Annotated in this window: 22 protein-coding genes; 8 read left to right on the top strand and 14 right to left on the bottom strand. The window is 71.7% G+C overall.

Features of this window, described 5'->3' with window-relative positions:
• The first annotated feature begins 10 nt into the window (after positions 1–10).
• Positions 11–778: a phosphatase PAP2 family protein gene (locus ACQF4J_RS11395; RefSeq protein ID WP_427165566.1), complete on the top strand. Its 768-nt coding sequence runs from the start codon at positions 11–13 to the stop codon at positions 776–778.
• Positions 779–809: 31 nt separating this feature from the next.
• On the opposite strand, the gene ACQF4J_RS11390 is transcribed toward ACQF4J_RS11395, so the two are convergent.
• Positions 810–1,751 (bottom strand): lysylphosphatidylglycerol synthase domain-containing protein, encoded by a 942-nt coding sequence (locus ACQF4J_RS11390; protein ID WP_351567496.1) that lies wholly within the window; start codon positions 1,749–1,751, stop codon positions 810–812.
• Positions 1,752–1,958: 207 nt separating this feature from the next.
• Between ACQF4J_RS11390 and ACQF4J_RS11385 the strand changes: the two genes are divergently transcribed.
• Both ACQF4J_RS11385 and ACQF4J_RS11380 read left to right on the top strand, forming a co-directional pair.
• Positions 1,959–2,342: a BlaI/MecI/CopY family transcriptional regulator gene (locus ACQF4J_RS11385; RefSeq protein ID WP_427165565.1), complete on the top strand. Its 384-nt coding sequence runs from the start codon at positions 1,959–1,961 to the stop codon at positions 2,340–2,342.
• 60 nt (positions 2,343–2,402) lie between these two features.
• Positions 2,403–3,290, top strand: a complete 888-nt coding sequence (locus ACQF4J_RS11380) for a M48 family metalloprotease (RefSeq protein ID WP_351803180.1) — start codon at positions 2,403–2,405, stop codon at positions 3,288–3,290.
• Positions 3,291–3,592: 302 nt separating this feature from the next.
• Here ACQF4J_RS11380 and ACQF4J_RS11375 read toward each other — a convergent pair whose 3' ends face one another.
• Both ACQF4J_RS11375 and ACQF4J_RS11370 read right to left on the bottom strand, forming a co-directional pair.
• Complete coding sequence (locus ACQF4J_RS11375; protein ID WP_427168580.1) at positions 3,593–4,753, bottom strand: MFS transporter; 1,161 nt, start codon at positions 4,751–4,753, stop codon at positions 3,593–3,595.
• A gap of 16 nt (positions 4,754–4,769) precedes the next feature.
• Positions 4,770–5,129 (bottom strand): ArsR/SmtB family transcription factor, encoded by a 360-nt coding sequence (locus ACQF4J_RS11370; RefSeq protein ID WP_351567505.1) that lies wholly within the window; start codon positions 5,127–5,129, stop codon positions 4,770–4,772.
• Positions 5,130–5,275: 146 nt separating this feature from the next.
• On the opposite strand from ACQF4J_RS11370, the gene ACQF4J_RS11365 reads away from it, so the two are divergent.
• From ACQF4J_RS11365 to ACQF4J_RS11350, 4 genes are all read left to right on the top strand, one after another.
• Positions 5,276–6,793: an AlkA N-terminal domain-containing protein gene (locus tag ACQF4J_RS11365; RefSeq protein ID WP_351803178.1), complete on the top strand. Its 1,518-nt coding sequence runs from the start codon at positions 5,276–5,278 to the stop codon at positions 6,791–6,793.
• Between the two features lie 19 nt (positions 6,794–6,812).
• Positions 6,813–7,295 carry a methylated-DNA--[protein]-cysteine S-methyltransferase gene (locus ACQF4J_RS11360; RefSeq protein ID WP_351567511.1) on the top strand — a complete coding sequence of 161 codons (483 nt, stop codon included), beginning with the start codon at positions 6,813–6,815 and terminating at the stop codon, positions 7,293–7,295.
• An 87-nt stretch (positions 7,296–7,382) separates the two neighbouring features.
• Positions 7,383–8,087 carry a pentapeptide repeat-containing protein gene (locus tag ACQF4J_RS11355; RefSeq protein WP_351567516.1) on the top strand — a complete coding sequence of 235 codons (705 nt, stop codon included), beginning with the start codon at positions 7,383–7,385 and terminating at the stop codon, positions 8,085–8,087.
• The gene (locus ACQF4J_RS11350; protein WP_351567521.1) at positions 8,084–8,587 is read left to right on the top strand and encodes a hypothetical protein; all 504 of its coding nucleotides are present in this window, start codon (positions 8,084–8,086) and stop codon (positions 8,585–8,587) included. The genes ACQF4J_RS11355 and ACQF4J_RS11350 overlap by 4 nt, the downstream gene beginning before the upstream one ends.
• 3 nt (positions 8,588–8,590) lie before the next feature.
• Here ACQF4J_RS11350 and ACQF4J_RS11345 read toward each other — a convergent pair whose 3' ends face one another.
• The 3 genes from ACQF4J_RS11345 to ACQF4J_RS11335 form a co-directional block, all read right to left on the bottom strand.
• On the bottom strand, positions 8,591–9,325 hold the full coding sequence (locus ACQF4J_RS11345; RefSeq protein WP_351567524.1) for an SIR2 family NAD-dependent protein deacylase: 735 nt from the start codon (positions 9,323–9,325) through the stop codon (positions 8,591–8,593).
• 293 nt (positions 9,326–9,618) lie between these two features.
• The gene (locus ACQF4J_RS11340; protein ID WP_351567527.1) at positions 9,619–10,113 is read right to left on the bottom strand and encodes an NUDIX hydrolase; all 495 of its coding nucleotides are present in this window, start codon (positions 10,111–10,113) and stop codon (positions 9,619–9,621) included.
• 26 nt (positions 10,114–10,139) lie between these two features.
• Positions 10,140–11,213 carry an ADP-ribosylglycohydrolase family protein gene (locus ACQF4J_RS11335; RefSeq protein WP_351567530.1) on the bottom strand — a complete coding sequence of 358 codons (1,074 nt, stop codon included), beginning with the start codon at positions 11,211–11,213 and terminating at the stop codon, positions 10,140–10,142.
• A 200-nt stretch (positions 11,214–11,413) separates the two neighbouring features.
• Between ACQF4J_RS11335 and ACQF4J_RS11330 the strand changes: the two genes are divergently transcribed.
• Complete coding sequence (locus ACQF4J_RS11330; protein ID WP_427165564.1) at positions 11,414–12,544, top strand: glycerate kinase; 1,131 nt, start codon at positions 11,414–11,416, stop codon at positions 12,542–12,544.
• 300 nt (positions 12,545–12,844) lie between these two features.
• Here ACQF4J_RS11330 and pssA read toward each other — a convergent pair whose 3' ends face one another.
• From pssA to ACQF4J_RS11290, 8 genes are all read right to left on the bottom strand, one after another.
• On the bottom strand, positions 12,845–13,663 hold the full coding sequence (gene pssA, locus ACQF4J_RS11325; RefSeq protein WP_351567690.1) for a CDP-diacylglycerol--serine O-phosphatidyltransferase: 819 nt from the start codon (positions 13,661–13,663) through the stop codon (positions 12,845–12,847).
• Positions 13,664–13,685: 22 nt separating this feature from the next.
• Positions 13,686–14,342 carry a phosphatidylserine decarboxylase gene (locus ACQF4J_RS11320; protein WP_058922170.1) on the bottom strand — a complete coding sequence of 219 codons (657 nt, stop codon included), beginning with the start codon at positions 14,340–14,342 and terminating at the stop codon, positions 13,686–13,688.
• 170 nt (positions 14,343–14,512) lie between these two features.
• Positions 14,513–15,718 (bottom strand): acyl-CoA dehydrogenase family protein, encoded by a 1,206-nt coding sequence (locus tag ACQF4J_RS11315; protein ID WP_094056016.1) that lies wholly within the window; start codon positions 15,716–15,718, stop codon positions 14,513–14,515.
• 5 nt (positions 15,719–15,723) lie between these two features.
• Complete coding sequence (locus ACQF4J_RS11310) at positions 15,724–16,230, bottom strand: MaoC family dehydratase (protein ID WP_059195327.1); 507 nt, start codon at positions 16,228–16,230, stop codon at positions 15,724–15,726.
• A gap of 5 nt (positions 16,231–16,235) precedes the next feature.
• Positions 16,236–17,195, bottom strand: coding sequence for an HpcH/HpaI aldolase/citrate lyase family protein (locus ACQF4J_RS11305; RefSeq protein WP_427165563.1), 960 nt, complete (start codon positions 17,193–17,195; stop codon positions 16,236–16,238).
• Entirely contained in the window at positions 17,192–19,240 is a 2,049-nt protein-coding gene (locus tag ACQF4J_RS11300; protein ID WP_351567538.1) for a protein meaA, read from the bottom strand. The genes ACQF4J_RS11305 and ACQF4J_RS11300 overlap by 4 nt, the downstream gene beginning before the upstream one ends.
• A 17-nt stretch (positions 19,241–19,257) precedes the next feature.
• Complete coding sequence (ccrA, locus tag ACQF4J_RS11295) at positions 19,258–20,601, bottom strand: crotonyl-CoA carboxylase/reductase (RefSeq protein WP_351567541.1); 1,344 nt, start codon at positions 20,599–20,601, stop codon at positions 19,258–19,260.
• A 412-nt stretch (positions 20,602–21,013) separates the two neighbouring features.
• Positions 21,014–21,829, bottom strand: coding sequence for a TetR family transcriptional regulator (locus tag ACQF4J_RS11290; RefSeq protein ID WP_351567544.1), 816 nt, complete (start codon positions 21,827–21,829; stop codon positions 21,014–21,016).
• Positions 21,830–21,963: the final 134 nt, after the last annotated feature.

The raw sequence follows: 21,963 nt of genomic DNA, 5'->3' as shown, positions 1-21,963 counted from the left end.
AGGGGCCAACGTGAGTGAGGCGCGTCGGACGGTGCGGTCCGGGACGTTCCGGGCCGGAGTCCTCTGTGCCGCGTTGTTCGCCTGCCTCGCGGTCCTCGTGGGCGTACGGCACGGGGTCCCGCTCCCCGGCGACGGGGCCGTGCACACCTGGGCCGTCGGACACCGGCCACCGGTCGCGCAGGCCCTCGCACGGGGCATCACCGCGACCGGGACGGGACTCTGGCCGTACCTGATCGTCGCCGCGGCCGGGCTGATCGCGGGGCGTGATGCCCGTGAGCGGCTGAGAACGGTGCCGTGCGCCCTGGCCGTGCTGCTCGCCGGGCAACTGGTGCGCGAAGCGGTGATGGAGTCCTTCGCGCGGGCCAGGCCCAACCCCGCCGACTGGGTCGCGTCCGCCTCCGGGTACTCCTTCCCCTCCGGCCACACCACGACCTCCGCCCTCGCCGCGGGCCTGCTCTGCTGGGCCGTCACCCGCCGTTCGCGCCCCGACCTCGCGCGTACGACCTGTGTGCTCGCGGTGTGCTGGGCGGCCGCCGTCGGAGCGACCCGCGTCTACCTCGGCGTGCACTGGGCCAGCGACGTCCTCGGGGGCTGGCTGCTCGCGACCGCCTGGCTGAGCCTGTGCGGCTGGGCCCTGACCCGGTGGCGGCCGCAGTGGTCGTGGGCGGGCGGGAAGTCCGGTACGGCGCCGCAGGACGCCGAAGAGGCCCGGGCGCCATCGGCGCCCTCCCGGCCCACACCCGAACCGCCGCCCGCGCCGACGTCCCGGGAAGGCTGAGCCCCCGTCGGCGGCGTGAACCGCCGGCCCCTCACAGGGCCTTCGCCCGCACCAGCCCGCCCAGCACCAGCAGCCCCGGCACCAGGGGAAGCCACACGGTCAGCAGCCGGTAGCCGATGACCGCCGACACGCTGACCCCCGCCGGTGCCCCGGCCGCCGTCAGCGACCAGGCGAGCGCGGCGTCCAGGGACCCGAGCCCGCCCGGCGTCGGCAGCAGCACGGCGGCGCTGCTCGCGGCGAGATACGCGAGCGCCACCCGCCCGGCCGGAAGCGGCACGTCCAGAGCCCTTACGACGGCCAGGACGACGCCCGTGTGCAGCGCGGCGAACACCAGCGAGCCGCCCCACAGGGCCGCCGCCCGCCCCGGACGCTCGTGGACACCGCGCACATCGGCCACCGCGCAGGCCAGTCCGCGCCGCAGCCGGGTCCGCAGCAGCACGGCCGCACCGGCGACCGCCACGGCGGCCCCCGCGCCGACGAGCAGCGGCAACCCGCCCACCGCCGGCACCCGCAGTGTCCCGGGCCAGGCCATGGCGAGCCCCGCGATCAGCGCGCCCCGCACCACGGTGCCCGCCGTGCCCTTCACCGCGAGGGCCGTCGCGGCCCGGCCCGGCTGCAGTCCGCACCGCATGAGGAACCGCACGTTGACCGCACCGGCGCCCAGCCCCGCGGGCAGCACGTGGTTCGCGGCGGACGCCGCGAACTGCGCCGCCACAAGCCGGCGTACGGGCAGTGCCTCCCGCACCGCACCCTGCAGCGCGAGCGCCGAGCAACCCCAGGTCAGCACGCTGAGCAGGGCGGCCAGTGACAGCCAACCGCGGTCGGCGACGGCCAGCCGGTCCGCCCCCGCGTCCAGCACCGGCCAGTGCCGGACGGCGAGCCCCGCGGCCGCCGCGGCCACCGTGACTCCCAGCAGGCTCTGCCACGGCAGCCGCCGGCCGACGTCCGTGGACGGACCGACCGGGGTGCTCATGCCCCGTTCCGCATCGCCGCCGGTGTCCGCTCCGGCGAGGGTGCGGAGGAGGCGGGGGACGTTGTCGTCATCCTCATCCCTCCCGGCCCTACAGTCTGTAAGGTCCAAGTCACCCTACAACTTGTAGGTCGGGCAGGCGCCGGAGGCGGGTAAGGGGCAGGTGCGAGTCGGTGACCGAGGGAACCTACGCACCGTAAGGTGGTGGCCATGGCAGGCACGACCCCTCGCGGCAGGGCCGAGCGACGCAGCCCCGGGGAGCTGGAGAGCGAGATCCTCGCCACCCTGTGGGCCACGGAACGGCCCCTGACCCCGGCCGAGATCCAGTCCGAACTCGGCGACGGACTCGCCTACAACACCGTGCACACCATCCTGCGCCGCCTGCACGACAAGGACCTCGTCCTGCGCGACGCCGACGGCCGGCGCGGCGCCTACCGTCCCGTGAAGAACGCCGCCGAGATGACCGCCGAGGCCATGCACCGGGCCCTGGACCGCGGGCCCGACCCGATAGCCGCCCTGCAGCAGTTCGTGACCGGGCTGAGCCCCGAGGAGGAGAGCGCCCTGCGCGAGCTGCTGAGCGACGGCGGTGCGTGAGGGGCCCGGCCGGCGGTGTCGTACGGCATACGGATGCAACGGTCGGACAGGAGGCGGCACATGAGGATCGACGTCTACACCCCGCTGCTGCTGTCGCTCCTGCTCGGCGCGGCCGGGCCGCGACTCGCCCGGTTCGGGACGCCCGCGGCGGCCGCCCGCGCGCTGACCGGCGCCGCCGTGCTCACCGCCGGCGCCTCCCTGTGGGCCTTCGCGCTGCTGACCGCGACACTGGCCGGCGAGGTCCCGCCGGTCGTCGCCCACGCCCGAGCCGGCGGCCGCGCGCTGCCCGAGCCGGTCCCGGACGCCGTGGCCCTCCTCGCACTCCTCGTCCTCGCGGTCGCCGTCGGCCGGATCCTGGGCGCGGTCCGCGCCCATCGCGCCACCCGCCGCACCCTGCGCCGACTGTGCGAGGGCCACCCGCCCGGCACCGAACTCGTCGTCGCCGCCTCACCGCGGCCCCGGGCCTTCGCCGTGCCCGGCGACCCGGGCCGGATCCTGGTCACCAGCGCCATGCTCGCCGCGCTGCGCCCCGCCGAACGCCGGGTCCTGCTCGCCCACGAGCGCGCCCACCTCACCCACCGGCACGCGTTCTACGTCCACGCGGCGACCCTGGCCGCCGCGGCGAACCCGCTGCTCCTGCCGGTCCGCGGCGCCGTCGCCTACCTGGTGGAACGCTGGGCCGACGAACAGGCCGCCGGCGCCGTCGGCGACCGCCGCACCACGGCCCGCGCCCTGGCCCGAGCCGCCCTGGTCTCCCACGGCGCCGACTGCGCCCTGCACTTCGCCGACCGCGCCGTCACCCGCCGCATCGCCGCCCTCCAGGCCACCCCGCCCCGCCATCTGCGCCCTGTCGCCGCGGCCATCCTGACCGTGGGCGCCCTGGCGGCCCTCGGAGCGGTGGACGCCACGGGAGATCTGCTGAGCATGCTGACCGGAGGGGCGCTGTAGGCGGGCTGCCCCGAACCGGGGACGGCGGGGGCTGAGGCGCTCCGAATCGGGGGCGGCGGGGGCTGAGGCGCTCCGAATCGGGGGCGGCGGGGGCTGAGGCGCTCCGAACCGGGGACGGCGGGGGCTGAGGCGCTCCGAATCGGGGGCGGCGGGGGCTGAGGCGCTCCGAACCGGGGGCGGCGGGGGCTGAGGCGCTCCGAATCGGGGGCGGCGGGTGCTGAGGCGCTCCGAACCGCGGACGGCGCGGGCTGAGGCGCGCCGTCGGGCCAGGTCGTCACGCGCGTGCCGATTCCCGGCCGGCGTCAGCCGTCCCGTCCCTCCGTCACGCGTGCCCCGCGACGCACACGCGAGGCCGCGACCACCGCCGTGCCGCCCGCCAGCACCACCGCCAGCGCCGCGTACCCGTATGCCAGTGTCGCCGTCGTGGCGACCGCGGCCACCAGCAACGGGCCGCCCGCGTCGCCCAGTTCGCGTCCCAGCTCGGCCGCGCCCATGGTCTGCCCGAGCCGTTCCGGCGGGGTGGCGGAGGCCAGTGCCGCGAAGCCGAGCGGTGTGATCAGCCCCGTGCCGACGCCGATGAGGACGGCGGCGAGCAGGATGCCCGCCAGACCGGGCAGCATCGCGCAGGCCAGGCCCGCCGCGGCCAGCAGCAGCCCCGCGGTGAGACCGGCGCGCGCGCCGAGCCGCCCCGCGTCCAGGGCCCGGCCGGCCCGCGGCTGGACGACCGCCGCGCAGGCGGCCAGCACCGACACCGCGGCCCCCGTCGCCACCGTCCCGAGCCTGGCGACCCGGCCGGACACCGGCAGGAACCCCACGCCGACCGACAGTGCGGCCGTCGCCCCCGCGAGCGCGGCCGTCGGCCCGAGAAACGCCGGGTCCGCGAGCCGCCGCGCCAAATCCAGCACGGTCTGCCGGGCCCGGGGGAGCGGCGGCACGACGGGTACGGCCACCAGCGCCCACACCGCGACGGCCGCGCCGAGCACCGCGAGCACCGTGAACAGCAGCCGCAGCCCGCCCGCCCACACCAGCACCCCGCCCAGCAGCGGACCCAGCGTGTACCCGATCGACTTGCAGAAGCCGTAACTCCCGAACGCCCGCCCCTGCTTCGCCGCCGGATTGAGCCGTGACACCAGTGCGGAGGCGGCCGGCGAGAACGCGGACGCCGCCGCTCCCTGCCCCAGCCGCGCCGCCCACAGCCATCCCGGGCCGTCCGCGAGGACGTACACCGCGGACGCGACCGCGAAGCCCACGAGCCCGCCCAGCAGTACCGGCCGCGCCCCGATCCGGTCGGCGACCGTGCCGAACACCGGCTTCAGCAGCACCTCGGCACCGTCGTACAGGGCCAGCAGGCCGCCCAGGACCAGCAGGGACGTGACGGCGTCGGGTCCGGCGCCCCCGAGGTTCGCGGCGATGCCGTGCGCTCCGAAGGCGGTGGTGAACCCGGCGGCGTACAAGGGCCACATCCGCCGCCGCGCGGGGTCACTCCCCGGCGTCACTGATCCCCAGCCGCAGGTGCTCGACGTGGTACACGGCCTGGTCGAGGAGCTCGGCGACATGGTGGTCGTGCAGCGCGTACACCACCGACCGCCCGCGGCGCTCACCGACGACCAGTCCCAGGTTGCGCAGCAGCCGCAACTGGTGCGAGCACGCGGACTGTTCCAGCCCCACCTCGGCCGCCAGCTCGGTGGCCGGCAGCGGCCCCTCGCGCAGCCGTGCGAGGATCAGCAGCCTGGAGGGGGTCGACAGGGCCTGGAGCGTGGTCGCCACCTTGGCGACGTTGCCCGCGTCCAGACGGACGCGCTCGGTGACGTCCTGCGCGGCAGCGGCTCCATGACCCATGCGGGCATCCTACCCAGCGGGCGCCGACAGCCGAACGGCCGTTCACGCGTCCCGGCGCTCCCGGCGATCCGCGCCGTCCCAGGGCATCCCAGGTTCATGTCGGATTCTCGCCAGCCCGACCGGCGCCCATCGCGGATGCTGGACGCATGCAGAACGGGATGCACACCGACCGAGAGCGCTGCGTACGGGCCGTCCAGTCCAAGGACGCCCGTTTCGACGGATGGTTCTTCACGGCGGTCCTGACGACCCGCATCTACTGCCGGCCCAGCTGCCCGGTCGTCCCGCCCAAGCCCCGGAACATGACCTTCTACCCGAGCGCCGCCGCCTGCCAGCAGGCCGGCTTCCGCGCCTGCAAGCGCTGCCGTCCGGACACCAGCCCCGGCTCCCCGGAGTGGAACCAGCGCGCCGACCTCGTGGCCCGCGCGATGCGCCTGATCGCCGACGGCGTCGTCGACCGCGAGGGCGTCCCCGGTCTCGCCGCCCGCCTCGGCTACAGCACCCGGCAGACCGAACGCCAGCTGCTCGCCGAGCTCGGCGCGGGCCCGCTGGCCCTGGCCCGCGCGCAACGCGCCCAGACGGCCCGCCTGTTGATCGAGACGACCCCGCTCCCCATGGCGGAGATCGCCTTCGCGGCCGGCTTCTCCTCGATCCGCACCTTCAACGACACCGTCCGCGAGGTCTTCGCCCTCTCCCCGAGCGAGCTGCGCGCCCGCCTGCCGAAGAGGAAGTCCCGGCCGGCCGCCGGTGCGGGCGTCCCCGCCGCGGCGGGCGGCGCCCCCGGCACCCTCGCCCTCCGCCTCCCCTTCCGTACCCCGCTCAACCCCGACAACCTCTTCGGCCACCTCGCCGCGACCGCCGTACCCGGCGTCGAGGAATGGCGTGACGGCGCCTACCGCCGCACCCTCCGCCTCCCCTACGGCCACGGCATCGCGTCCCTCACCCCGCAGCCGGACCACATCGCCTGCCGTCTCGCCCTCAGCGACCTGCGCGACCTGCCCGTCGCCATCAGCCGCTGCCGGCGCATGCTCGACCTGGACGCCGACCCGGTCGCGATCGACGAACAGCTGCGCACGGACCCGCAGCTCGCCCCGCTGGTCGACAAGGCCCCCGGCCGGCGCGTCCCGCGCACGGTGGACGAGGCGGAGTTCGCCGTGCGGGCGGTCCTCGGCCAGCAGGTCTCCACGGCCGCCGCCCGCACCCACGCGGCCCGCCTGGTCACCGCCCACGGCGATCCGGTGGACGATCCCGAAGGCGGTCTCACCCACCTCTTCCCGACCCCTGAGGCCCTGGCCGCAGTCGACCCCGAGTCCCTGGCGATGCCCCGCAGCAGGCGCACCACCTTCACCACCCTGGTCACCCAACTGGCCTCGGGCACGATCCACTTGGGCCCGGAGAGCGACTGGCCGGAGACCCGCACCCGCCTCCTCGCCCTGCCCGGCTTCGGCCCCTGGACGACGGACGTGATCGCGATGCGCGCCCTCGGCGACCCCGACGCCTTCCTCCCCACCGACCTCGGAATCCGGCGCGCCGCACAGGAGTTGGGGCTGCCCTCCACGCCGGCGGCGCTCACGGCCCGCGCGGCGGCCTGGCGGCCCTGGCGGGCGTACGCGGTCCAGTACCTGTGGGCGACCGACAGCCACCCGATCAACTTCCTCCCGGTGTAAGGAAAAGCAGGGACATCCAGTGAGACGACACACCGTCATCGACAGCCCGTACGGCCCCCTGACCCTCGTCGCCGAGGACGGCTCCCTCTGCGGCCTCTACATGACCGACCAGCGCCACCGCCCGCCGCAGGATACCTTCGGGGACCGCGACGACACCCTCTTCGAAGAGGCGCGGCAACAACTGAAGGCCTATTTCGCGGGCGAGTTGAAGGAGTTCACCCTCCAACTCCACCTGCACGGAACCCCGTTCCAACGCGCCGTCTGGGACCAGCTCCGCCGCATCCCCTACGGCGAGACCCGCTCCTACGGCGAACTCGCCGACGCCCTGGGCAACCCCGGCGCCTCCCGCGCGGTCGGCCTCGCCAACGGCAAGAACCCGATCGGCATCATCGTCCCCTGCCACCGCGTCGTCGGCGCCGACGGCAGCCTCACGGGCTACGGCGGCGGCCTCCCCCGCAAACGCCGCCTACTGGACTTCGAGCGGGGCTCGGCCCTCTTCTGAACCGCCGCTGCGGGACCGCCACTTCCTCGCCCCGCTCCTTGTAGGGTCATCACGCCGTGACGAGCGGGCTTCGGACACAGGGGTGAGATGGCGGCCAGCGACGTGCAGGTGTGGACCGGAATCGTCGGAACCTTCGCAACCGTCGGCGTCAGCGTGCTGGGGGTGGTCAACTTCCAGCGCAAGCGCGACACGTCCGCGGCGGTCGGCGCGGCCTTTCGGGATGTCATGGAGGCCTTGGCCTCGGACAATTCGACACAGCAGATGGCCGCGGCGATCCTGATGCGCCGGTTCTTCGACACCCACTCGGAACAGGGAGCGGGCCGCACGCCCTACGCCAACGAGGCCGTCGCCGTGATCACCGGCCTGCTCAGGGAGGCCGGGACGGGCCACATCCAGAAGGTCCTCGCCGACGGCCTGCGCTACGCCCCCTCCCTGGCCGGCGCAGATCTGCAGGGGTGCAACCTGACCCGCGCCTACCTGGGCCGCAAGGAGGGCGATCGCAAGAAGGTCGATCTCACCCACGCGGATCTCTTCGAGGCCGACCTCACCAGTGCCTCCCTGAAAGGAGTCCATGCGCCCGGGGCGGTCTTCTACCGCGCGTCCCTCGCGGACGCGGTGCTCGCCGACGCCGTCCTGACCGGCGCGGACTTCAGGGAGGCCCGCCTTGCGGGCGCCCACTTCGCCGGGGCGCGTCTCAAGGGCGCTCAGTTCTCCGGGGCCTTAGACATACCGCAGGAGATAATGGGCCTACTGGACTCGACCGGCAAAGTAGTCAGCGAAGAACCCGTATGAACACGAGCGAACCCGAACTCCCCCGCGTCTTTCTCGGGACACCGTCCGTCCTCAGCCCGGAGCAGCAGCCGGAGCTGGACCGCTGGGTGACCTGGCTTCAACGCCGGTCCTGCGACGTCCTGCGCATGGGCAGGGACAGCTACGGTGCGGACCCCTGGCGGACCCTGTCGAGTCTGATCGCCCACTGCGACGGAGCCGTCCTGCTCGGCTTCCGCCAGCTGGACGCGCGCACCGCGATCTGGCGGCCCGACACCAAGGAGGAAGCCCCGTCGGCCGGTTGGTGGACCTCGCCCTGGCTGCAGATCGAGGCCGGCATGGCCGCGGCACTGCACGTCCCGCTCCTGGTCGCCGCCGAGCCCCCGGTCGAGGACGGCGTGTTCCAGCCCGACGTCTGGGGCCCCCAGGTGACGGGCGTGCCCCTGACGGGTCCCGGTCCGGCGGCCGACCACTGGCTGAGCACTCTGCGCGAGCACCGTGGACGCCGTACGGCCCCTGAGTGAGCCCTACGAGCCGTCCTCGCGAAGCCGCCGCAGCAGCGCCGGGAGCGCCGTTCCGATGCGCTCCCGTACGACCTCGTCGGCGATCTCGTCGTACGGGGTCGGTTCGGCGTTGACGATGATCAGGCGAGCCCCGTGGTCGGCGGCGACACCGGCGAGCCCCGCCGCCGGCTGCACCTGAAGACTGCTGCCTACGGCGATGAACACCTGACAGGCCTTGCTGATGGCCAGCGCCTCGCCGAGCACCACCGGGTCGAGGCGTTCCCCGAACATCACGGTCGCCGACTTCAGGATCCCGCCGCACTCCAAGCACGGCGGGTCGGCCTCGCCGGCCTCCACCCGGGCCAGCGCGGCCTCCATCGGCCCGCGCGCCCGGCACTTCGTGCACACCACGCTCCGCGCACTGCCGTGCAGTTCGATCACCTTGCGGGCGGGAAGCCCGGCGAGCTGGTGCAGCCCGTCCACGTTCTGCGTCACGACCCTGACCGGCACTCCGGCGCGCTCCAGCTCGGCCACGGCGAGGTGCGCCGTGTTCGGCTCGGCCTTCAGCGTCCCGTTCGCGCGCCGCATCTGCCACGAGCGTCGCCGGATCTCCGGATCGCCCATGTAGTACTCGTACGTCACGAGCTTCTCGGCCTCGGGATCCTTCCGCCACAGTCCGCTGGGTCCGCGGTAGTCGGGGATCCCGGAGTCCGTGGAGATGCCTGCGCCACTCAGGATGGCTACGAGGGGCCTGTTCATGGGCCGAGAGTAGGTCGCTTCAGCGCCTGGGGGCGAGCGAGTAATCCGACCGACGCTCCGGCCGAGGCGAGCGCTCCCGCCCGGCGAACGGGGAAGGCCCTGCCGGGGTCCCGGCCGGACGCGAGCATCAACCGCGGCCCGGACGGCTCGCGGGGTGATGGTGGGACGAAGTCGTCTGGCATGTTCTCGCCCCCGGCTCGTACCGCTCTCTCGGGCGAGAGCCCGAACAGCGTCCACGCCCGGGAAGAGAGAACAACAGTGTGTGAATTCGCCCTCCCTTTGGCATCCGAGACTCAGCCCACCCGCCGCCCGTTCTCCAGCTCTGCCGTCCCCGAGCCCTCGGTCAGGACGTCCAGGGCGGCCAGGACGCGGCCGCCGAGGGTGCCCAGGAGGTAGTCGTCGAGTTCCGCGCGGTCCACCAGCCGCCAGGACAGCAGTTCCTCCTCCTGCAGGCGGATCGCCTTCAGGTCCTCCTCGCCGAGGACGCCGCCGTCGTAGAGGTACGCCACCAGCGGCGGCCAGCCCGGCCGGTACACCCAGTCCACCGCGAGCAGGCGTCCGAGCTCGCGGTCGAGGCCGATCTCCTCCAGCGTCTCGCGGCGCGCGCCCTGGCGCGGGGTCTCGCCGTCGTCGGACTCGATCGTGCCGCCGGGCAGGGCCCAGCCGTCACGGTAGTTGGGCTCGACGAGCAGGACCCGGCCCGCAGTGTCGCGGAACAGGGCGGCGGCACCGGAGAGGATGCGGGGCAGACCCGCGACGTACGCGGCGAAATCTTCAGAGCTGCTCATCCAGGAAGGGTAACCAGCCGTCGCGCTCACTCCTCCTCGCCCACCAACCGCACCGTCCGTTCCGCCAGGTCGCTGATGTGGGCGCCGTCGAAGCCGAAGACCGCGCTGCGGACGGTGTCCTCCAGGGGGTCCGTCCACTGGGGCGGGATCGCGGCCGCCCCGGTCAGGACGCCGGCCACCGAGCCCGCCGTCGCGCCGTTGGAGTCGGTGTCGAGGCCGCCGCGGACGGTGAGCGTGATGGTGCGGGTGAAGTCGCCGTCGCCGTACAGCAGGCCGGCCGTGAGGACCGCCGCGTTCGGGACGGTGTGGATCCAGCCGAGGCCGGTGGTCTCCTCGGCGACCGTCGTCAGTGTGTCCTCCCAGCTCATCCGGGTGTCGTGGAGCGAGACGACCCGGCGCACGGTGCGGGAGAGACGGCTGCTGGCCGGGATCACGGCCAGCGCGGCGTCCACCGCCTGCCGGACCGTCGGCGCCGTGAACGCCGCCGAGATCAGCGCCGCCGCCCACATCGCGCCGTAGACGCCGTTGCCGGTGTGCGAGAGCACCGCGTCCCGCCGGGCGAGGGACGCGGCCCGGCGCGGGGCGCCGGGTGAGGTCCAGCCGTAGATGTCGGCGCGGATCAGGGCGCCGATCCACTCCTGGTACGGGTTGTCGTAGGTCGCGGTCAGCGGCGGCTTCAGACCGTTCGCGAGATTGCGGTACGCCGCCCGCTCGGCGGTGAACGTCTGCAGGTAGGGCAGTCTCAGCAGCCACAGGTCGCCGACCTGCTCGGTGCTGAAGCCGAAGCCGTGGGTCTCCAGCAGGTCGAGGCCGAGGATCGCGTAGTCGACGTCGTCGTCCCGGCAGCTGCCGTGGATGCGGCCGCGTACGCACTGGCGCCACTCGGGGCGCAGCTCGAAGCCGTCGCTCTCGACGGCGGGCTCGGGGAGGTAGTCGGTCAGGGGCAGGGCCGCGGCCTGCCGCAGATAGCGGTCGATCCGGTCCCGCGTCCACAGGTCGCCCTGCTCGACCGGCTTGCCGAGCATGTTGCCCGCGATCCGGCCCAGCCAGCCCCCGAGGACGCGGTCGGTGAGCTCTTGCTCGGTGCCCACAGGGGTCATGTTTCCGGTTTACCCAATTCCGGGGGCGCGTGTGCGGTTTCGGGCGACCGCACAGGCGCTTCCCACGGCGCTCGGACGTCGCTTCCACGCCGTTCTCAGGCTCTGGGCGGGGCATGACGGCGGGGGTGTGCTCCGGTTAAGGTCGCAGCGGCGCGACTGGCCTTGACGTGCGCGAGGCCCGGAGAGCGAGGGGAAAACAGGTGACACAGCGCGTGCTCATCGCCGCGGACAAGTTCAAGGGGTCGCTGACGGCCGTGCAGGTCGCCGAGCGGGTGACGGCCGGCCTGCGCCGGGTCGTGCCGGCCGTGGAGGTGACGGCACTGCCGGTCGCCGACGGCGGCGACGGGACCGTGGACGCGGCGGTCGCCGCCGGTTTCGAGCGACGGGAGGTGCGCGTCGCCGGGCCCCTCGGGCACGAGGTGAGCGCGGCCTTCGCGCTGCGCGGCGACACGGCGGTCGTGGAGATGGCGGAGGCGAGCGGGCTGCAGCGGCTGCCCAAGGGCGTCTTCGCGCCGCTCACGGCCTCCACGTACGGCTCCGGTGAGCTGCTGCGGGCCGCCCTCGACGCGGGCGCCCGCACCATCGTGTTCGGCGTGGGCGGCAGCGCGACCACCGACGGCGGCGCCGGGATGCTGTCGGCACTGGGCGCGCGCTTCCTGGACGCGGACGGCGAGCCCGTCCCGCCGGGCGGCGGCGGCCTGGACGAGCTGGCCACGGCGGACCTGTCGGGCCTGGACCCGCGGTTCGCGGACGTGGAACTGGTCCTGGCCAGCGACGTCGACAACCCCCTGACCGGCCCGAAGGGCGCCCCCGTCGTGTACGGCCCGCAGAAGGGCGCCTCCCCGGACGACGTGGCGGCCCTGGACTCGGCTCTGGCGCACTACGCCAAGGTGCTGGAGGAGGCAGTGGGCCCGCGGGCCGCCGAGTACGCGGCCTCCCCGGGCGCGGGCGCCGCGGGCGGTATCGGCTACGGCGCCCTCCTGCTCGGGGCCCGCTTCCGCGCCGGCATCGAGGTCATGCTCGACGTGCTGGGCTTCGCCCCGGCCCTGGAGCGGGTGGACCTGGTGATCACCGGCGAGGGTTCCCTGGACGAGCAGACCCTGCACGGCAAGGCGCCGGCCGGGGTCGCCGCGGCGGCCCGCGCGGCGGACAAGGAGGTCGTCGCGGTCTGCGGACGGCTCGCCCTGCCGCCGGAGGCACTGGGCCGGGCGGGCATCCGCCGGGTGTACGCCCTGACGGAGATCGAACCGGACGTGGCGAAGTGCATCACGGACGCCGGCCCGATCCTGGAGCGGGTGGCCGAGCAGATCGCACGGGACTTCCTGACCTGAGCGCTCCCGCTGGTGAGGCCCTCCACCTGGTTCTTGTCGAGCCACTGCAACGAGAAGTGGTGCACGATCTTGGCGGGCCGCTCCCACACCACGGAGTGTCCCGCGCCGGCCGGCTCGAACTTCCTCCATGCCCTCCTCCCGCTGGAGTGGGCTGCCCTGCACCGGATGGCGGAGCCGCCGGCCCCTGCGGGGAGCACGAGATCGAAGACCGAGGGCAAACAGCGGACGTCCTCGAAGCCGAAACGGGTGTGACCCGAGCCGTGAAGGCTCGGGCCACACCCGCAGGCGGTGAGACGCGGGTCAGGGCAGCTGGGCCGCCCGTGCCTCGCGGCGGTTGCCGCGGAAGTTGTTCACCCGGCGGGCCGTGGCGAACAGGGGGATCACCGCGCCCGTGACCAGCTGGAGCGCGCAGCCCGTCTGGAGCAGCAGCTGACCGCTGGGGGCGTCGAAGGCCCACGCTGCCAGGAGGCCCATGGACACGACGATCCAGGACAGCATGGCCACCGCGAGGCGGCCCCGCGGCTTCGGGTACTCGACCCGGCTCACCATCAGCCAGGCCGTGCCCACGATGGCGAGGAGCGTCGCCACGAAGGGCAGCTCCAGGAGCACGATCGAGACCACCGTCAGCGCACCGAACGGGGACGGCATGCCTTGGAACATGCCGTTCGGCACCGTCACGCACGAGAAGCGCGCGAGGCGGAGTACGACGGCCAGGAGCACCACGATCGCCCCGACCGCGGCCACTCTCTGGTGCGCGTCGTCGGCGACCATGCCGTAGACGAGGACGAAGTACGCCGGCGCCAGCCCGAAGCTGATCAGGTCGGAGAGGTTGTCCAGCTCGGCGCCCATGGGGGAGGAGCGCAGCTTGCGCGCGACCAGACCGTCGAACAGGTCGAAGACCGCCGCGCAGAGCATCAGGATGACCGCCGTGGCCGCGCTGTGGCGGGCCATGCCGGTCTCCTGGTCGCCGGTGAGGTGCGGGATCAGGATCCCGGTGGTCGTGAAGTACACCGCCATGAAGCCGCACGTGGCGTTGCCGAGGGTGAGGGTGTCCGCTATTGAGAGGCGGAGAGAAAGAGGCATCTCCTCCTCGTCGTCGACCTCGTCCGCCTCGGGCACCCAGCCCGCCTGGGTATCAGGATCAATCACGGTCAATGCGAGTCACCCCAGCCACGGTCTTCTGACCGACCTCGACCGCGACCTCCACGCCCTCCGGCAGGTAGATGTCGACACGCGAGCCGAAACGGATCAGACCGATGCGGTCGCCCTGCTCGACCTTCGTGCCCTGCGGGATGTAGGGGACGATACGGCGGGCCACCGCGCCGGCGATCTGGATCATCTCGATGTCGCCGAGTTCGGTGTCGAAGTGCCAGACTACGCGCTCGTTGTTCTCGCTCTCCTTGTTGAACGCCGGAACGAACCCGCCGGGGATGTGCTCGACCGACGTCACGGTGCCGGAGAGCGGCGCGCGGTTGACGTGGACGTTGAGCGGGCTCATGAAGATCGCGACGCGGGTGCGGCCGTCCTTCCACGGCATGATGCTCTGCACCACACCGTCGGCGGGGGAGATGACCCGGCCCGGGGCGATCTCGCGCTCGGGGTCGCGGAAGAACCACAGCATGCCGGCCGCGAGCGCGGTGGCGGGTACGGCCACGGCCTTGGCCACGCCGGAGCGGCGGGCGCGGGCCAGGCTGAGGGCTGCGGTGGCGACGGTCGGGAGAAGCCACGGCGATGCTCCGCGCGCAAGACGTACGCCTGCCAGGCTGTCGCGTGGTGCAGAGGTTTGGCTGTGGGGCATGGATGACCTTCGTAGCGGATGATGCCGCGCTGTAACGGGGGACGGCGGCTTTCCGGGGATCGTACCGGTCGACGGCCACAACTGGGCAAGCCAGGAAGCCGAGTCGGCGGCCGAAGAATGTTGACGGGGTGTGATCTTCTTCTCCAAGAAAACACCCCGTATCCGGACATCTAGCCCTGGAATCGATACTCTTCGAGCAGCCTGCGACCGATGATCATTTTCTGGATCTCGGCGGTACCTTCACCGATGAGGAGCATCGGTGCCTCACGGTAGAGACGCTCGATCTCGTACTCCTTGGAGAAGCCGTAACCACCGTGAATCCGGAACGCGTCCTCCACGACCTCCTTGCAGTACTCGGAGGCGAGGTACTTCGCCATGCCGGCCTCAAGGTCGTTTCGTTCCCCGGAGTCCTTTTTGCGTGCGGCGTTCACCATCATCGCATGCGCGGCCTCGACCTTGGTAGCCATCTCCGCGAGCTTGAACTGGATGGCCTGGTGCTGGGCGATCGGCTTGCCGAAAGTGTGACGCTGCTGGGCGTACTGGACGCCGAGCTCGAAGGCACGCTGAGCGACGCCGCAGCCACGCGCCGCGACATTCACGCGGCCAACCTCGACGCCGTCCATCATTTGGTAAAAACCTCGGCCGGTGACGCCGCCGAGCACCCGGTCGGCCGGAATCCGCAGGCCATCCATGATCAGCTCGGTGGTGTCGACACCCTTGTAGCCCATCTTGTCGATCTTCCCGGGGATGGTGAGGCCGGGGCGGACCTCTCCGAAGCCGGGCTCCTTCTCGACGAGGAAGGTCGTCATGGACTTGTGGGGCGCGGTGCCCTCGGGGTGTCCTTCATCACTTCGGACGAGTACGGCGACCAGACTTGACGTTCCGCCGTTCGTCAGCCACATCTTCTGGCCGTTGAGGACGTATTCGTCGCCGTCCTTGACCGCCTTGGAGGTGATGGCCGACACGTCCGAGCCGAGACCCGGCTCCGACATCGAGAAGGCGCCGCGGATGTCGCCGGCCGCCATGCGCGGCAGGAAGTGGTCCTTCTGCTCCTGCGTGCCGTGCTGCTTGAGCATGTACGCCACGATGAAGTGGGTGTTGATGATGCCGGAGACCGACATCCAGCCGCGGGCGATCTCCTCGACGCAGAGCGCGTACGTCAGGAGCGACTCGCCCAGACCCCCGTACTCCTCGGGGATCATCAGGCCGAACAGGCCCAGCTCCTTCAGGCCGTCGACGATCGCTTGCGGATACTCGTCGCGGTGCTCCAGCTCGGTGGCGACCGGGATGATCTCCTTGTCCACGAAGTCGCGGACGGTGGAGAGGATCTCCTGCTGGACGTCGGTCAGACCGGCGGTCTGGGCGAGGCGTGCCATGGGGCTCAGCCCTCCTGAAGTTCCGGGCGGCCGGGCTGCTCGCCGCCGCGCTCCTTGATGTAGGTCTCGGTCGGCACCATCACCTTGCGGCGGAAGACGCAGACCAGCGTGCCGTCCTGCTTGTAGCCCTTGGTCTCGACGTAGACGATGCCGCGGTCGTTCTTCGACTTGGACGGCCACTTGTCGAGCACGGTGGTCTGACCGTAGATCGTGTCGCCGTGGAAGGTCGGCGCCACGTGCTTGAGCGACTCGATCTCCAGGTTGGCGATCGCCTTGCCGGAGATGTCCGGCACGCTCATGCCGAGCAGGAGGGAGTAGATGTAGTTGCCGACGACGACGTTCTTGCCGAAGTCCGTCGTCTTCTCCGCATAGTTGGTGTCCATGTGGAGCGGGTGGTGGTTCATGGTGAGGAGACAGAACAGGTGGTCGTCGTACTCCGTGACCGTCTTGCCCGGCCAGTGCTTGTACGTCGCCCCGACCTCGAACTCCTCGTAGGTGCGTCCGAACTGCATCGCGCTCAGGCCTCCGGGATCTCGAACTTCGACGTGCGCTGCATGCCGGCCGCACGGCCCTTGCCCGAGATGACCAGCGCCATCTTGCGGCTGGCCTCGTCGATCATCTCGTCGCCGAGCATCGCCGAGCCCTTCTTGCCGCCGGCCTCGGACGTGTAGTAGTCGTACGCGTCCAGGATCAGCTCGGCGTGGTCGTAGTCCTCCTGCGACGGCGAGAAGATCTCGTTGGACGCCTCGACCTGGCTCGGGTGCAGCACCCACTTGCCGTCGAAGCCGAGCGCGGCGGCGCGCTGGGCGACCTCGCGGTAGCCGTCGATGTTGCGGATCTGCAGGTAGGGGCCGTCGATCGCCTGGAGGTTGTTGGCGCGGGCGGCCATCAGGATCTTCATCAGGATGTAGTGGTAGGCGTCCGCCGGGTAGCCGGGCGGCTGCTCGCCCACGACCAGCGACTTCATGTTGATGGAGGCCATGAAGTCGGCCGGGCCGAAGATGATCGTCTCGACGCGCTGGGAGGCCGTCGCGATCTCGTTGACGTTGTTCAGGCCCTGCGCGTTCTCGATCTGCGCCTCGATGCCGATCTTGCCGACCTCGAAGCCCATGGTCTTCTCGATCTGGGTCAGCAGCAGGTCCAGGGCGACGACCTGCTGGGCCGTCTGCACCTTGGGCAGCATGATGCAGTCGAGGTTCTGGCCGGCGCCCTCGACGACCGTGACGACGTCGCGGTACGTCCACTCGGTCGTCCAGTCGTTGACCCGCACGACCCTCGTCTTGCCGGTCCAGTCACCCTCGTTGAGGAACTTGACGATGGTGTGCCGCGCCTCGGGCTTGGCGAGCGGGGCGCACGCGTCCTCCAGGTCGAGGAAGACCTGGTCGGCGGGGAGACCCTGGGCCTTCTCCAGGAAGCGGGGGTTCGAGCCCGGCACGGCCAGGCAGGAGCGCCGCGGGCGGAGACGGTTGACGGTCATGCGGGGACCTCCAGGGGGTCGAGCTTGTTCGCTTTCCGGATCTCGTCGACGATGCGGCCGATGATCCCGGTGATGTCGAAGTCCTTCGGGGTGAAGACGGCGGCCACTCCGGCGGCCCTGAGCTGCTCGGCATCTCCATTGGGGATGATCCCACCGGCGATGACGGGTATATCTGTGGCACCGGCCACACGCAGCCGCTCCAGGACGTCCGGCACGAGCTGGGCGTGCGAGCCGGACAGGATGGACAGGCCGACCGCGTGCACGTCCTCGGCGAGGGCCGCGTCCACGATCTGCTCGGGTGTCAGGCGGATGCCCTGGTAGACCACTTCGAAGCCGGCGTCGCGGGCCCGCACGGCGATCTGCTCGGCACCGTTGGAGTGGCCGTCCAGGCCGGGCTTGCCGACCAGGAAGCGCAGCTTGCCGACTCCGAGGTCGCGGGCGGTGGCGTCGACCTTGCGCCGCACCTCGCCCAGCGCGGAGCCCGCCTCGGCGGCCACCGCGACCGGCGCGGAGGAGACTCCCGTCGGCGCCCGGAACTCGCCGAACACCTCGCGCAGGGCCCCCGCCCACTCGCCGGTCGTGACACCGGCGCGGGCGCACTCCAGGGTGGCCTCCATGAGGTTGTCGGTGCCCTTGGCGGCCTCCTTCAGCCTCTCCAGCGCCTTGCAGGGGCGCGGGTGGTTGAAGGGCGGCTGGTAGCGGGTGTCGCGCCAGTGCTGCAGACCCGCGATCACCCGTGCCTCGACGGCCGGGTCGACCGTCTGGATGGCCGTGTCGAGGTCGGCCGTCAGCGGGTTCGGCTCGGTCGTCTCGAAGATGTTGACGCCGACGATCTTCTCCTGGCCGGACTCGATACGGGCGCGCCGCTCGGCGTGCGAGGAGACGAGCTGCGACTTGAGGTAGCCGGACTCGACGGCGGCCATCGCGCCGCCCATCTCCTGGATCCGCTCGATCTCGGCGAGGGAGTCCTCGACGAGCTGCGCGACCTTGTCCTCGATCACCTTCGACCCCTCGAAGATGTCGTCGTACTCCAGCAGGTCGCTCTCGTGGGCGAGCACCTGCTGGATGCGCAGCGACCACTGCTGGTCCCAGGGGCGGGGCAGGCCCAGGGCCTCGTTCCAGGCCGGGAGCTGCACGGCACGCGCGCGTGCGTCCTTGGAGAGGGTCACCGCCAGCATCTCCAGCACGATCCGCTGGACGTTGTTCTCCGGCTGCGCCTCGGTCAGGCCGAGGGAGTTGACCTGGACGCCGTACCGGAAGCGGCGCTGCTTGGCGTTCTCGATGCCGTACCGCTCGAGCGTGATCTTCTCCCAGATCCGCCCGAACGCCCGCATCTTGCACATCTCCTCGATGAAGCGGACGCCCGCGTTCACGAAGAAGGAGATACGGGCCACGACGTCGCCGAACTTCTCCTCGGGAACCTGCCCGGAGGCGCGCACGGCGTCGAGGACGGCGATCGCGGTGGACATCGCGTACGCGATCTCCTGGACCGGCGTGGCGCCCGCCTCCTGCAGGTGGTAGCTGCAGATGTTGATCGGGTTCCACTTCGGGATGTGGGAGACCGTGTACGCGATCATGTCCGTCGTCAGGCGGAGCGACGGGACCGGCGGGAAGACGTGCGTCCCGCGGGACAGGTACTCCTTGACGATGTCGTTCTGGGTCGTGCCCTGGAGCTTGGTGATGTCGGCACCCTGCTCCTCGGCGACGACCTGGTAGAGCGCCAGCAGCCACATGGCGGTGGCGTTGATCGTCATCGAGGTGTTCATCTGCTCCAGGGGGATGTCCTGGAACAGCCGGCGCATGTCACCGAGGTGTGCGATCGGCACGCCGACCCGGCCGACCTCGCCGCGGGCGAGGACGTGGTCGGAGTCGTAGCCGGTCTGCGTGGGCAGGTCGAAGGCCACGGACAGGCCCGTCTGCCCCTTGGCGAGGTTGCGCCGGTACAGCTCGTTGGACGCCTCGGCCGTGGAGTGGCCGGCGTACGTGCGCATGAGCCACGGCCGGTCCTTCTCCCGCGTGCCGTCGGCGGGCTGACGCTCAGTCATCTATGACCCCGGGTGTCTCAGATGTTGCGGAAGCGGTTGATGGCGTCGATGTGCTTGGCGCGCATCTCCTCGTCGCGCACGCCGAGGCCCTCCTCGGGGGCGAGGCACAGCACGCCGACCTTGCCCTGGTGGAGGTTGCGGTGCACGTCGTACGCGGCCTGCCCGGTCTCCTCCAGGGAGTAGGTCTTCGACAGCGTCGGGTGGATCTTGCCCTTCGCGATGAGCCGGTTGGCCTCCCAGGCCTCGCGGTAGTTGGCGAAGTGCGAGCCGATGATCCGCTTCAGGGACATCCACAGGTAGCGGTTGTCGTACTCGTGCATGTAGCCGGAGGTCGAGGCGCAGGTGGTGATCGTGCCGCCCTTGCGGGTGACGAAGACACTCGCGCCGAAGGTCTCGCGGCCGGGGTGCTCGAAGACGATGTCGATGTCCTCGCCGCCGGTGAGCTCGCGGATGCGCTTGCCGAAGCGCTTCCACTCCTTCGGGTCCTGGGTGTTCTCGTCCTTCCAGAACTTGTAGCCCTCGGCGTTGCGGTCGATGATCGCCTCGGCGCCCATCGAGCGGCAGATGTCCGCCTTCTGGTCGCTGGAGACGACGCAGATCGGGTTGGCGCCGCCGGCCAGCGCGAACTGGGTGGCGTACGAGCCGAGTCCGCCGCTCGCGCCCCAGATCAGGACGTTGTCGCCCTGCTTCATGCCGGCGCCGTTGCGGGAGACCAGCTGCCGGTAGGCGGTGGAGTTGACCAGGCCGGGGGCGGCGGCCTCCTCCCAGGACAGGTGACCGGGCTTCGGCATCAGCTGGTTGGACTTGACGAGCGCGATCTCGGCGAGGCCGCCGAAGTTCGTCTCGAAGCCCCAGATGCGCTGCTCGGGGTCGAGCATCGTGTCGTTGTGGCCGTCGGAGGACTCCAGCTCGACGGACAGGCAGTGCGCGACGACCTCGTCGCCGGGCTTCCAGGCGTTGACGCCCGGGCCGGTGCGCAGGACGACGCCCGCGAGGTCGGAGCCGATGATGTGGTACGGCAGGTCGTGGCGCTTGGCGAGCTCGTTGGTACGGCCGTAGCGCTCCAGGAACCCGAAGGTGGACAGCGGCTCGAAGATCGAGGTCCACACGGAGTTGTAGTTGACCGAGGAGGCCATGACGGCCACCAGGGCCTCGCCCGGGCCGAGCTCGGGCAGCGGCACCTCGTCGAGGTGCAGGGACTTGCGGGGGTCCTTCTCGCGGGTCGCCATGCCCGCGAACATCTCCGTCTCGTCCTTGTGCACGGTCATCGCGCGGTAGGACTCGGGGAGCTGCAGAGCGGCGAAGTCGGCCTGCGTCGAGTCGGTCGACTGGATCGCGTCCAGGATGTCCTTCACGGTCACGGTGTTGCCTCCGGCGAATGGCGTCTTGAGGGGAGACGCTGAGGGTCACGTCGGTGTGCTGCTGAGGGTTTTTGAAGGTGCCGTCGGTTCGGCGGTCGTGCTGTTCGGCAGCGCTTTGTGGCGCGGGAGGGTGCCTGTGACGCAGGCGTCCGGGCGCGCAAGCCATGGGCTTGAGGGGACAGCCGACGTGCGCATGGTCTCTGCACGCCGGCCGCCCGGACTCCTTCAAGGTATGACACCGCGTGTCACGTGACAAGGCACTGAGTGCCAGGACTTGCTCTCAGGTGAAATCTTTACGTAACAAATGAGCGATGATCGATCGAACGGCCCCTGAAATCCGCGCGAAAAGGTGCCCTGACATGGCAAAACGGCCACCCCGTAGGGTGGCCGTCATCACAGGGCGATCCGCCGCTCAGCGCTCCTTGAGGGCCTGCTCGATAGTGCGCATGACCTCGTCCAGAGGCGCGTCGGTGCGCGCCACCGCCACCAGGACCTCACCCTGGGCGGACACCGAGGCGGGGGAGGAAGCCGCCTTCGGCGCGCTCGACCGGCCGGCCCCGATGCCGGTCCCGAACGTCTTGCGCACGATCGCGAAGGCGTGGTCCAGCTGCGCCTCCACGTCCCCCTGCCCGCCGGCCCGCAGCCAGCGTCTGAGGACGTGGTTGTGGGCCGTGACCACCGCGGACGCGGCGACCTCCGCCAGCAGCGGGTCGTCGTTGGCGTCGTCGTCGTGCGCGTGCTCGTCGAAGTGACCCAGCAGGTAGCGGGTGAAGAGGCGCTCGTAGCGGGCCACCGACGCGATCTCCGCCTCGCGCAGGGTGGGCACCTCGCGCGTCAGCTTGTAGCGCGCGACCGAGATCTCCGGCCGGGCCGCGTACATCCGCATGACTTCCTTGATGCCGCGGCACACCGTGTCGAGAGGGTGCTCGTGCGGGGGAGCCGCGTTCAGCACCGCCTCGGCCCGGATCAGGGTGTCGTCGTGGTCGGGGAAGATCGCCTCTTCCTTGGAGCGGAAGTGACGGAAGAAGGTACGGCGGGCCACCCCGGCCGCGGCCGCGATCTCGTCGACGGTGGTCGCCTCGTACCCCTTGGTCGCGAACAGCTCCATGGCCGCGGCCGCCAGTTCTCGGCGCATCTTGAGCCGCTGGGCGGCGGCGCGGCTGCCTGCGGCACTCTCCGGCGCGTCGGGCGTAGCTGGTGTACGTGAGGACTTGGCGGGCTGGGACATGACCCGAACGTACTGCATGTGCGCAGCTTGGCGCGCATGTACCGGGGTTCCCCCGCCCGCCGCGGGCGGGGGAGTGCCGGGTCCGGCGGACGCGGGGTGGCTGCCCGGCTCGAGCAGTCCGCCCCAGTCCTTCT

Source organism: Streptomyces sp. C1-1 (assembly GCF_050214755.1).
Lineage (GTDB): Bacteria > Actinomycetota > Actinomycetes > Streptomycetales > Streptomycetaceae > Streptomyces.
The sequence above is the reverse complement of the archived record's forward strand: the minus strand, read 5'-3'. Positions and strand labels throughout refer to the sequence as shown.